General features: G+C 62.2%; 7 protein-coding genes and 2 pseudogenes. 3 read left to right on the top strand and 6 right to left on the bottom strand.

The genetic code is table 11. From position 1 onward, the window contains the following. Nucleotides 1–72 precede the first annotated feature (72 nt). The 4 genes from JF781_RS28775 to JF781_RS26375 form a co-directional block, all read right to left on the bottom strand. Nucleotides 73–591 carry a TniQ family protein gene (locus tag JF781_RS28775; RefSeq protein ID WP_225330476.1) on the bottom strand — a complete coding sequence of 173 codons (519 nt, stop codon included), beginning with the start codon at nucleotides 589–591 and terminating at the stop codon, nucleotides 73–75. 199 nt (nucleotides 592–790) lie between these two features. Continuing rightward, entirely contained in the window at nucleotides 791–3,682 is a 2,892-nt protein-coding gene (locus JF781_RS26385; RefSeq protein WP_225330475.1) for an RND family transporter, read from the bottom strand. Beyond that, complete coding sequence (locus tag JF781_RS26380; RefSeq protein WP_225330478.1) at nucleotides 3,679–4,104, bottom strand: MmpS family transport accessory protein; 426 nt, start codon at nucleotides 4,102–4,104, stop codon at nucleotides 3,679–3,681. The genes JF781_RS26385 and JF781_RS26380 overlap by 4 nt, the downstream gene beginning before the upstream one ends. A gap of 506 nt (nucleotides 4,105–4,610) precedes the next feature. Further along, on the bottom strand, nucleotides 4,611–5,276 hold the full coding sequence (locus JF781_RS26375; RefSeq protein WP_225330474.1) for a TetR/AcrR family transcriptional regulator: 666 nt from the start codon (nucleotides 5,274–5,276) through the stop codon (nucleotides 4,611–4,613). 470 nt (nucleotides 5,277–5,746) lie between these two features. Between JF781_RS26375 and mobF the strand changes: the two are divergent. Next, nucleotides 5,747–7,654 (top strand): annotated as a pseudogene (gene mobF, locus JF781_RS26370) (MobF family relaxase); the annotation flags it as partial. Here the strand turns inward: mobF and JF781_RS26365 are convergent. Together JF781_RS26365 and JF781_RS26360 are read right to left on the bottom strand one after the other, a co-directional pair. Then, nucleotides 7,652–8,413 (bottom strand): annotated as a pseudogene (locus JF781_RS26365) (nucleotidyl transferase AbiEii/AbiGii toxin family protein); the annotation flags it as partial. The pseudogenes mobF and JF781_RS26365 overlap by 3 nt on opposite strands. Then, nucleotides 8,410–9,033 carry a type IV toxin-antitoxin system AbiEi family antitoxin domain-containing protein gene (locus JF781_RS26360; RefSeq protein ID WP_225330473.1) on the bottom strand — a complete coding sequence of 208 codons (624 nt, stop codon included), beginning with the start codon at nucleotides 9,031–9,033 and terminating at the stop codon, nucleotides 8,410–8,412. The gene JF781_RS26360 and the pseudogene JF781_RS26365, both read right to left, overlap by 4 nt. Nucleotides 9,034–9,380: 347 nt before the next feature. Between JF781_RS26360 and istA the strand changes: the two genes are divergently transcribed. Next, nucleotides 9,381–10,667: an IS21 family transposase gene (gene istA, locus JF781_RS26355; protein WP_225330472.1), complete on the top strand. Its 1,287-nt coding sequence runs from the start codon at nucleotides 9,381–9,383 to the stop codon at nucleotides 10,665–10,667. Nucleotides 10,668–10,705: 38 nt separating this feature from the next. Further along, nucleotides 10,706–11,500: an IS21-like element helper ATPase IstB gene (istB, locus tag JF781_RS26350; RefSeq protein ID WP_225330477.1), complete on the top strand. Its 795-nt coding sequence runs from the start codon at nucleotides 10,706–10,708 to the stop codon at nucleotides 11,498–11,500. Nucleotides 11,501–11,543: the final 43 nt, after the last annotated feature.

Raw genomic sequence — 11,543 nt, 5'->3', positions numbered from 1 at the left:
TCAAAGATCTGTCGCTGAGCCTCGACAATCGGGTGATCGGCAGTGAGACGCAGGGTCTGCGTCGCTGTGAGACTAGCGCCGCATGAGCACGTTGCGGGTGTCGGCATGGCGGTAAACCTGATGGCGCCGTTGACGTTTCCCGCACTCTGTGCAGGCATCGGCCAGAAGCCGATTGTGGCGGATACACAGGAAAGACCAGCCGAGTCGCCAGATCAACTGCCAGCGACCGCACGACTCCGTCAAGCACTCGGCACAATATCGCGACCCCACAAGAGGCCCAAACGGAAACGTCGGTTCGAGACGGTGCGAAACAGGGTCGAGCTGCAAGGCCGCACCGTCATACGTGCTCAGAGTCATCGCTCGGACGACCTCCTGCGAAACCCCCGTCGCTGCCTCTACAGCTCTCAGCTGATTGGCTGACAGCCACCTGCTCCAACCTGGCCGAGTGGCGATCGAAATATCCGCTGCGCGAGCAACTGCGCCGACAGTTACCCCTAGATGCCTAGCAGTGGCTTCGAGCCAGGAGTCGAACGCCTCCCCCCCGAACCGGATCCACCCGAACTGGTAACTGACGGCGGCTAACCAGGGCACTCAGATCGGCGGATGGACTAAATCGTGTTCAAGCGGCCTGTTGAAGCCCATCTGAACAGCTGATTCGCGGTTCAAAACATTAGCGGAACTAACCACGTTGTCAAACAATCAGTGCACGCTTGTCAATCTTCATTGCATCTCGACAGTGCAGGTGCCCGCCGGAAGGTGGGACGGGTGGGCGGCCGTCCCGGTTGAACGCTCATACCGTTTGCAGCTGCCTGGATTGTTGGCGCGACGGCCATGGTTGGGGAAGTGGTCGGGGACGGACTTGTCGCGGCCACCAGAACCACCGGCCCAGCAGGGCCGCCAGCGATGGCGTCATCAACGAGCGCACCACCAGGGTGTCGAACAGCAAGCCTAAACCGATTGTGGTTCCGACCTGGCCGATCACGATCAGTTTGCTTACCGCCATGGACATCATGGTGAAGGCGAAGACCAGGCCGGCCGAGGTGACCACTGAACCGGTGCCGACCATAGCGCGGATCATGCCCGTGCTCAGTCCGGCGTGGATCTCCTCTTTCATCCGCGATACCAGCAGCAAGTTGTAGTCCGATCCCACGGCCAACAAGATGATGACCGACATCGGCAGCACCATCCAGTGCAACGGAATGCCAACGATGTGTTGCCAGAGCAGGATTGAGAGCCCGAACGAGGCCGACAGGCTGAGCACCACGGTTCCCACGATGACCGCTGCGGCCGCCACAGCCCGCGTTAGGACCACCATGATGATGAAGATCAAGATGAGGGCGGCGACGGCGACGATGAGTAAGTCGTAGTTGGCGCCTTGCTGCATGTCGGTGTACATGGCCGCGCTGCCACCAAGGTAGATCCGTGATCCCTCCAGCGGTGTTCCCTTGATGGCGTCCGCTGCGGCGACTTTGAGCAGCCCAGTACGCGACGTGCCTTCCTCAGTTAACGGGTCGCCTTGATGAATGATGGTGAACCGCACGGCATGGCCATCCGGCGACAAGAACAACTTCACACCGCGTTTGAAATCCGCGTTATCGAAGGCTTCGGGCGGCAGGTAGAACGAGTCATCATTTTTGGCCTCGTCGAACGCTTGGCCCATCGCCGTGGCATTGTCCTGCAAGGCCATCGTTTGGTCTTGCTGCGCCTTCTGAGCCTGATACTGGTTGAGCATCAACTCCTTTTGGCTCTTCATCGATTCGATCATTGGGGGCATCAGCGCGACCATCTGTGGCATCAGCGCGTCCATGCGCTCGAGGTCAGGGACCAGGTCGGCGAGGTCGTCGGACATGGTGCTGATGCCGTCCAGCGCGTCGAACACCGAGCGCAACGACCAGCAGGCCGGGATATCGAAGCAGTGTTTCTCCCAGTAGAAATAGCTGCGTATCGGCCGGAAGAAGTCGTCGAAATCGGCCATGTGATCGCGCAAATCCTGGACATCCGCGCTGGTTTTTTTCATCTTGGCCGCCATGTTGTGGGTGACTTGGGCCAGCTGCGCGGTGATGGTCTGCATCTTTTCCATCGAGTCGATGGTGACCTGCATGTCATCGGCCTGCTTGAGGGTATTTTTCAGGACCATCTGCTGGTAGTCGTTGTTCATCACCTGGCCGGTGCCGTTCATGCTCAGGTTGTACGGGATCGAGGTATGTTGGATCGGGCGTCCCTCAGGCCGGGTGATGGTCTGCACTTGGGCGATACCGTGCACGTGGACAAGGGCTTTGGCGATCTTGTCGATCACCAGGAAATCGGCGGGGTTGCGCAGATCGTGATCCGTTTCGACCATCATCAAATCGGGATTCATCTTCGCTTGAGAGAAATGCCGATCGGCGGCCGCGTAACCGACGTTCGCCGGGGTGTTAGCAGGCAGATAGATGCGGTCGTTGTAGGTGGTGTGGTAGCCGGGCAGGGTCAACAGGCCAACCAGGGCCACCAGGATAGCGCAGACCAAGATCGCGCCGGGCCAGCGCACGGTCGCGGTGCCGATGCGCCGCCACCCCCGCGCCTGGGTCATACGTTTGGGATCAAGCACCCGACCAAAGCGACTGGCAACCACGATCAGCGCCGGACCGAGCGTCAAAGCGGCAGCAACCACGATCGCCATGCCGATCGCCAATGGAATGCCCATTGTCTGGAAGTAGGGCAGCCGGGTGAAGACCAAGCAGAAGGCCGCCCCGGCGATAGTCAGGCCCGAAGCCAACACCACGTGCGCCGTTCCATGAAACATGGTGTAGTAGGAGGCTTCGCGATCTTGCCCCAATCTGCGCGCTTCCTGGTATCTGCCAATCAGGAAGATTGCGTAGTCGGTGGCCGCGGCGATCGCCAGCGTCACCACCAGATTGGTCGCGAACGTCGTGAGACCAAAAACCTTGAAATAGCCCAGGAATGCCACCGCTCCTCGAGCACCCGCCAATTCCAGCACCACCATCACGAGCACAATGCACACCGTGATCAACGATCGGTAGACCACCAACAGCATCGCGATAATGACGCCGAACGTGAGCAGCTCGATGACCTCCATGCTCTTGTCGCCGGTCGCGTTTTGATCCGCAGTCGATGCCGCAGGCCCGGTCACATAGGCTTTGACCCCTGCAGGCGCCGGCGTGGTGGCGATGACATGGCGGACCGCCTCCACGGATTCGTTAGCCAGCGCCTCTCCCTGGTCACCCGCGATGTAGACCTGGACGTTGGCAGCCTTACCGTCGACGCTTTGAGCGGCTGCCGCTGTAAATGAATCGCCCCAGAAATCCTGCACGTGCTGGATATGCTCTTTGTCGGCCCGCAGCTCCTGCACAATGCGGTCATAAAATTGGTGTGCATCCGCGCCCAACGGCTTGTCGCCTTCGAGCACGATCATCACCGAGCTGCTGGTGTCGTATTCGCGGAACACCTTGCCTACCCGTTTGGTGGCGATCATCGACGGCGCATCGTTGGGACTCATCGACACCGAGCGCATCTTGCCGACCGTTTCCAGTTGCGGTACCACGGTATTGAGAATCGCGACTGCGGCGATCCAGCCGATGACGATCGGCACCGCCAGCGCGCGGATCGTTCGCGGTATCCACGGCTGGGACGTATGCGCGACCGCAATGCGATCGGTCTGGGTCTCATGCATACGCGCGCTCATGCTGACTTCACCAAGCAGAAGGTCATGGCATTCATACCGGTAACCGATCTTTCGTCCTTGACCTGGCGGTCGACGGTGATCCGACAGGCAATGGAGTCACCGTCGCCCTGGGCGAGGAGGTTGGGCGTGGCCGCCGGTGCGGTGGTGCGCAGCGTCAACGACCACGGCAACGATGCCTGCGGGGTCCGTTGAGGCTTCCCGTCAAGGTCGAGGTAGTTGATGACAGCACTGGCCCCAGAGCCAAACACCTCATAGGTGACGACCTTGGGGTTGAAGTCTGCTGCGCTGTCAGAACTGTTGGGCGCCACCAAAATCGCATTGGAGCCAAAAACTGCACGCAACTTCATCACCGCCACACCGCCGACCACGACAGCCACCACGATGAGCAGCGGAAGCCACACCCGCCGCACGATCCCAACCATCGCGGTCACCGCCACCACCCATCGCTGACGAGTGACCCCGGGTTGGCAAGTCCCCGCCAATCGTGCAGTTTGGGCTCACTCCCCCAATGACGCAATGGGTTGGCGCGAGGAGCCGCGAAATCGGGAATGACGGTCAAGTGCGAGCCTTTCAGTGACGGGAAATCACCCAAGTAGTCGGCTGTCGAAGCAGGTATAGGAAGTTAGACTAAACGAATAAGTGGATAGGATCAATCCGGTTTAGGTGTGCTCGTCGTTACACTCACCCAATGCGCGCTCCTGACGAGATGAACGTCCACGCCTCTGGGACCCTAGGCCGGAGAACGTTCCGCTGCTCGCCGCGCCATGGCGATGCCAGGGCCTTCACGCCCTGCGCAGTCGACGGAATCGTTACGGATCAATCGATGAAGCGCAGCAGATCCGCTTGGTAACGAACGACTTTCACAGGGCCTGCGCAACTGGGTAGCGGCGAACGGCTCGCACAGAAGGCGAATACAGAGGTGCCGGCATCAGCTAGACCCTGCCGGATACCAGGTGCGCATTGCCGCGTCGAGTTGCCGATCTTCAAGCGCATTGACCGTCAAACATTCCCGCCCTCGAAGGCGGCGTAGGCCATCGAGAAAGATCGACACATATCGCCGCCACAGCTCCGGTTCGATATGGCCGGCGTACTCACTTACCGTGCCCGCTACAAGACCGAGAAATGGTATATCGGTGGGCGACACTTCGGGACGAAGATGGCCGTCGTTCCTGGCCCGCTCAACGAGTTTGGAGATCGGGGGGGTCAACCTCAGCCGAGAAGCCTCGACTCGGTCGCCGCCATAAGCCTTGCTGAACACAGCCTCTCGAAGCCCCCGGTCGGTCGCGGTGACTTCGCAGAACCGCTCAACGAACAACACGAACCCGCGCCAGGAGTCTTTTTCTCGCAGCGCCGACTCCGCGAGCGCGGTGATCTGATCGACGCCATTTTCAAAGATCGCTTCGACCAGCTCCTCCTTGGTGGGAAACCGTCGATATACCGTTCCCACTCCGACTCCGGCGTGGTGCGCGACATCATTAAGAGTCGCCTCAAGCCCCCTGGAGGCGAAGAGCTCTCGGGCCGCCTGAATCACGCGCTGGCGATTGCGCTCGGCGTCTTTACGCAGCGGACGTAGTGGCCGGCGATCAGGGGGCACCTGGCAAGTTTAGTCTCCGGCACGGTTGCCTAGCCGGGGTTAACCACATTCGGTTTATTGGTTAGGGTCCGCAGCGCTCCAGTCTCACGCCGGCGACCAGCGCGGAAAGGTCCTATTCGCCGTGATCTGCCCCTCCGATGCCCCTCCGCGGTCAAAGCTGGGAGCCCGCAAATCACCCCGCATGACCAGGGGGACCCGTGAAACCGGCGATCGTTGCAGTGAATTGTTGCCGACCCGGCGAGCCGTGTCGAGGGCCGACCGAACCGTGCACGGCAGAAATTGCTGCAGGACACTACGCACCCCACCAGCATCCCTCACCAGCACACCACGCCACCAACCGTTTTCGAGCACCCCAGACACCACACAACCTCTTGCATTACGGGTAAGGGTTTCTTAAGAACCGCCCTATCTGTGTAGGACAGATCGCCGAGCAGGTCTCTAACGTGCGCCTCGAAAGGGACAGCACTGCAGTGACCATGACGACACACAAGCTCACTGCCGGCGACGGGTATCAATACCTGATCCGGCGAGTCGATGCTGTCGATTCCACTGCTCGCGGGCGCGCACCACTGATCGATTTCTACTCGTCGAAAGGTGAATCGCCGGGCCGTTGGGTGGGATCAGGGCTGGCGTCGCTGAAATCGTCCGTGCCCCTGGGAGTACCGGCTAGCGATGTCGCCCTGGTGTGCGCGGTCCCGGAGGGTTCCCAGGTCACCGAAGCCCAAATGAAAGCGTTGTTCGGCGAAGGTTTGCATGCCAACGCCGATGCGATCACAGCCTATGCGACCGCACGTGGAGTGCGCGGTGTCGCGGCATCAACGCCTCCAAACTCGGCCGCAAGTTCTATATCCGCGACGGCGAAACCACCTTTGCGCGCGCCCTGGCAGTGGCCTACCGCGACCACAACGAAGAAGCCGGAATGCACTGGAACGTGCCCATCGACGCGCCTACACGCGCCGCGATCCGCACCGTCGCCACGCGCAGAATGTTCGCCGAGCAGTACGGCCGCCGCCCGCCGACGATCGTGAACTCAGTGGTTTTATCGCGCGGGAAACCCGCGCCGCACCACCGCGGTCGCCGGCTACGACCTGACGTTTTCACCTGTGAAGTCCGTGTCGGCGCTGTGGGCGATCGCGCCGCTCGACGTCGCGAAAGTCCTGGAGGAATGCCACGACGCGGCGGTGGTCGACGCGCTGGCGTGGCTGGAAACTCACGCCGCGTTGACCCGTTCGGGTACTGATGGCGTCGCCCAGGTCGACACCACCGGACTGATCGGGGCCGTGTTCACCCACCGTGATTCACGCGCCGGTGACCTCGATCTGCACACCCATGTCGCAATCTCCAACAAGGTCGCCACCGTTCGTGCAGACGGTGTGCTGCGCTGGCTGGCGCTGGACGGCCAACCCGTACACCGGTTCACCGTGGCCGCCTCCGAGCTGTACAACACGCGCCTGGAGGCCCATCTTGGGCAGCGGCTGGCGCTGCGATTCGCCGATGTTGTTGGCGAGGGCCGCGGCAAGCGGCCGGTGCGTGAAATCGTCGGAATGTCAGTAGAGTTGATGGCCGCGTGGTCGTCGCGGCGGCTGGCGATCGAAGCTCGCACCGCCGATCTGGCCAAGCAGTTCCAAGCCACCCACGGTCGGGAACCGACGCACGTGGAAACCATTGCGTTGGCCCAACAGGCGACTTTGGAAACGCGCGAAGCCAAACACGAACCCCGATCATTAGCCGAGCAGCGTCAGACGTGGTGCGGCCAAGCAATTGAGGTCCTCGGCGGTGTGCGGGAACTGACCGCGATGCTGGGCGCGGTCTTGTCCACGCCAGCCCAACAGCTCGATGCCGTTGATGGCGACTGGATCGAGGCGCGGGCGGCGAACGTCATTGCGACGGTGGCCCAGTCGCGGGCGACCTGGCAACGCCATGATGTGTTAGCCGAGGCGCAGCGGCTCGTTCGTGGCAGCGGGCATGCCACCAACGCCAAGTTGGCCGACAAGATCACCCACACGGCCTTGGCCGAGCCGATGTCGGTTGCCCACATTGATCTCGACGACGGCGAAATAGGAAAACCTGCGCAGTTGCGCCGTCGAGACGGAACCAGCGTCTACACGCGCCACGGGAGCGCTACTTACACCTCTCACGAGCTGCTGGCCGCTGAACGGCGCGTTGTTGCTGCTGCCCTGCAGCGTGGCGGGCGCACTGTAGAGGATGTCGATGTCGAGCTGGCGCTGGCTGACTCGGCCGCACGCGGGAAAGAACTCAATGAGGGCCAGGTCGCCTTGGTCCGCGAAATGGCAAGCAGTGGCCGGCGAGTCGCGTTAGCGCTGGCCCCTGGCGGGACCGGGAAGACCACCGCGATGGCCGCGCTGTCGCATGCCTGGGCAATGCGGCAGCGCAGCGACTCCCGGCGGCCAAGGATGCTGAGCACGCGCTTGGAAAACGGCGATACACGCGCTGCGCGCCGACAAGAGATCGGCATCGGGCAGCAGTCCTTCAAGAAGCTGCAAATCCACCAGGTCGTGAGCGCGGTCATTGACCTTCGGCTCGTCCAGCACGGCGGTCACCGCGTGCAGCTTCTGCGCGATCTGCCAGGGAATGGTCATACACGGCACAGCGACGGTCGTAGGAACGTCGACGAGGCCGAGTGCATCGGAGGTGAGGGTGTCGAACTGGTCGGCATTGCCGACTTCGACGGAGAAGACCTCGACCGGAACAGATGCGAAAGCCCGGCCACGGTAGCTCAGCTTGGCGGTGAATCGGCGCGGCTTGACGGGCATGCCCGGAACATCGATCTCTTCGGGGATAGTGAAGATCGCAGTGAATCCCTCCCACCCCGTCTCCCCCGCGTCAGCGAGCTGTTCATGGATCGATTCGATATCGCGGCGTGCGACCGTGTCGAAGTCTTTGGAGGTCCGCGAATCGGCAATTCCCCGGCGCAGTTCCAGCGACGATCCGCCTTTGACCAACAGCAGCGGCGTACCGCTGTCGTCAGTGAGCATGGCCGCGAACTGTGCAACTACGATCATCGCGACGTGCCGTTGCAGTCGACCGAATACGACACCCTGTCGTTCTGCTACCTGGGTGAGCCGATCTCGTAGTGAGCGCAGGTTCGTCGGCGGCGACGAATAAGGCTTGGTCACGCCGATGCTCGGTTCGGCCGAGCGCGTAATCCGATGGTGGGCTCATCGAGCGCAGCGCGTAGCTCAGCTGCTGGCCTACGACGGAGCGTGCCCTCGGCTTCGGCTCGCTCAATTGCGGCCCGAAGCTGATAAGGATCAGTGCCCGTCTTTAGGCAGTCTCTGATAGTGCGCACAACCGTCGTGACGGGTATTCCGTCGACCGACATGACGTCGGTTGCCTTGAGGTCGCGGCGGTGCACTCGGTACAGCTCGCCCCCGGCCGCGCGTGGATGGTTGTGGCGCGGGACGGTGAGATGGATGCGCGAAGGGTTGACATCAGCGAGACTGTGAAGCGCCAAGGCCGACTCATGCGAGACAGCACCACGGCCCAAAGTCCACGAGATGGCGGCGGCAAGATCGTCGTGCTCACTGCGCGGCAGCACGGGCACCCGATACACACCGTGTCCGGCACGCTCAAGACGTCCGCGCGCCGCTAGGAGGCGAAGCTGCGTAGGGTCGACGCCGATGTCTCGCGCATCGCGAGTCGTGACGTAGCCATGTTGTTCGGCGGCCAGTTCAACCAGCCGATCCCAGATCGCCATGTGCGCAATCGTATCAAATAGATACGTTTTTGCACACAAACGTGCGGGTTAAAGGCGCGAGCCCGGGCTTGGCGGCTCTCCTCAAGCCCCATCCGGCGATTAGGCCGAAGGAGAGTGCAGATTCGCAACGAAGGCTTTGAAGCCACCCCGTGTGGGTGCGGGTCACGTGAGGCTTGGATCGTCGGCCGTCGATGGGTCCGAACAAGAACCACCGAGCGCCTGGTACGACAACACCAACAGTTTTGCTGTCACTTTGCCGTCAACTCCTGCGGATCGGTGCGAACAACTGCGCACTGTCACGGATGCGTATTCGCAGGTGTCGGCGACGGGCTGAGAATGACCCCGTAGCGTCGGATTGGAATTGACCCCCGGCCGATGCTGGGAGGGTGATTTCAGTGGAGGATTGGGCGGAGATCCGCCGGTTGCATCGTGCCGAGGGCATGCCGATTAAGGAGATCGCTCGGCGGTTAGGGATTGCACGTAACACGGTGCGGTCGGCGTTGCGGGTCGAGGCGGTACCGCGGCGTGAACGCGGGCCGCGAGCAAAGCTGGCTGATCGGGTGGAGCCGCAGATTCGGGTGCTGTTGGCGGACTGGCCGACGATGCCGGCGACGGTGATCGCTGAGCGGATCGGCTGGCGGTATTCGATGACCACGCTCAAAGATCGTGTGCGTCAGATCCGTCCGGAGTATCTCGGGGTTGATCCGGTCGACCGGATGTCTTATGAGCCAGGTGAATTGGCGCAATGTGATCTGTGGTTCCCGGCCACGAAGATCCCGGTGGGCCCGGGCCAGGAGCGGGTGTTGCCAGTGCTGGTGATGATGTTGGGTTTCTCCCGGTTCCTGTCGGCGATGATGATCCCGTCACGCCAGGGTGGGGACATTTTGTCGGGGATGTGGGCATTGATCTCCCAGATCGGGCGGGTTCCTAAGACGTTGCTGTGGGACCGCGAGGCCGCCATCGGCGGCACTGGCCGGGTGAGCACACCGGCGGTGGCCTTCGCCGGCACGTTGGCCACCCAGATCAAGCTGGCTCCACCGCGCGATCCGGAATACAAGGGCCTTGTCGAGAGAGCCAACGGCTATCTGGAGACCTCGTTCCTGCCGGGCAGAACGTTCGCCTCGCCGGCGGATTTCAACGCCCAGCTCGACCAGTGGCTGGTGCGGGCCAATACCCGCACCGTGCGCGCGGTCGGCGGGCGCCCGGCTGATCTGTTGGGGACCGATTATCTGGCGATGCTGCCGCTACCGCCGGTAGCCCCGCCGATCGGCATCAATCACCGAATCCGTTTGGCCCGTGACTATTACGTGCGTGTTGACACCGTGGACTACTCGGTCGATCCTCGGGTGATCGGGCGGTTCGTCGACGTCACCGCCAGCCCCGAGCAGGTGGTGGTCTACTGTGACGGCACCGTGGTGGCCCGTCACGATCGGTCGTGGGCCAAACACGCGGTGATTACCGATCCCGCGCACGTGACCACCGCGGCGGCGCTGCGCCACCAGTACATCGATCATCAACGCCGCAACCGACACAACACGCGCCATCACCTCGACGGTCACCCCGTGACGTTACGGGCACTGCCTGACTACGACGCCCTGTTTGGCGTCGACTTCACCACGGAAACAACCGCATTCACCGATGACACACCAACAGGAACGGAGAACACACCATAGTGGCAACCACCAAAACCAAGACGGCCAGCCCAACGTTGATGCCTGTCAACAACCCGGTTCCCGCCGACGGCTTACCGTCGATGCTGGCCTACCTGACCCGGGTGTTGAAAACCCCGACGATCGGGCGCTGCTGGGCAGAGCTGGCCGATCAAGCCCGCGACGACAACTGGTCACATGAGGAGTATCTGGCCGCGTTGTTACAGCGCCAGGTCGCTGACCGCGAATCGGCCGGCACGATAATGCGGATCCGCACCGCGCACTTCCCCCAGATCAAAACCCTGGAGGACTTCAACCTCGACCACCTGCCCTCACTGCGGCGAGATGTGTTGGCCCACTTGGCCACCGGCACCTTCGTCCCCAAAGCCGAGAACGTGATTCTGCTCGGCCCGCCCGGCATCGGCAAGACACACTTGGCGATCGGGTTGGGCATCAAAGCCGCCCACGCCGGCTACAGCGTCCTGTTCGACACCGCGTCGAACTGGATCGCCCGTCTGGGTGCGGCCCACCAGGCCAACCGACTCGAGGCCGAGCTGAAGAAGATCCGTCGCTACAAGCTGATCATCATCGATGAAGTGGGCTACATCCCGTTTGACCAGGACGCGGCCAACCTGTTCTTCCAGCTGATCGCGTCCCGCTATGAGATCGGCTCCATCATGGTCACCAGCAACCTCCCGTTCGGACGGTGGGGAGAGACGTTTTCCGACGACGTCGTCGCCGCAGCCATGATCGACCGCCTGGTACACCACGCCGAAGTCTTAACCCTCACCGGCGACTCCTACCGCACCCGAGCCCGCCGCGAACTCCTCGCCAAAGACCGCGCCGGATCCAACTAACCCACGCCGGAGGGGTCAATTCCAATCCGTCGCTAAGGGGTCA

Source organism: Mycobacterium sp. WUMAC-067, from assembly GCF_020217485.1.
GTDB lineage: Bacteria > Actinomycetota > Actinomycetes > Mycobacteriales > Mycobacteriaceae > Mycobacterium.
The sequence above is the reverse complement of the archived record's forward strand: the minus strand, read 5'-3'. Positions and strand labels throughout refer to the sequence as shown.

Excerpts from the sequence above, each read along its gene's own strand:
- JF781_RS26385 (WP_225330475.1), bottom strand. The coding sequence starts at position 3,682 with ATGAGCGCGCGTATGCATGAGACCCAGACCGATCGCATTGCGGTCGCG.
- JF781_RS26380 (WP_225330478.1), bottom strand. The coding sequence starts at position 4,104 with ATGGTTGGGATCGTGCGGCGGGTGTGGCTTCCGCTGCTCATCGTGGTG.
- istB (WP_225330477.1), top strand. The coding sequence starts at position 10,706 with ATGCCTGTCAACAACCCGGTTCCCGCCGACGGCTTACCGTCGATGCTG.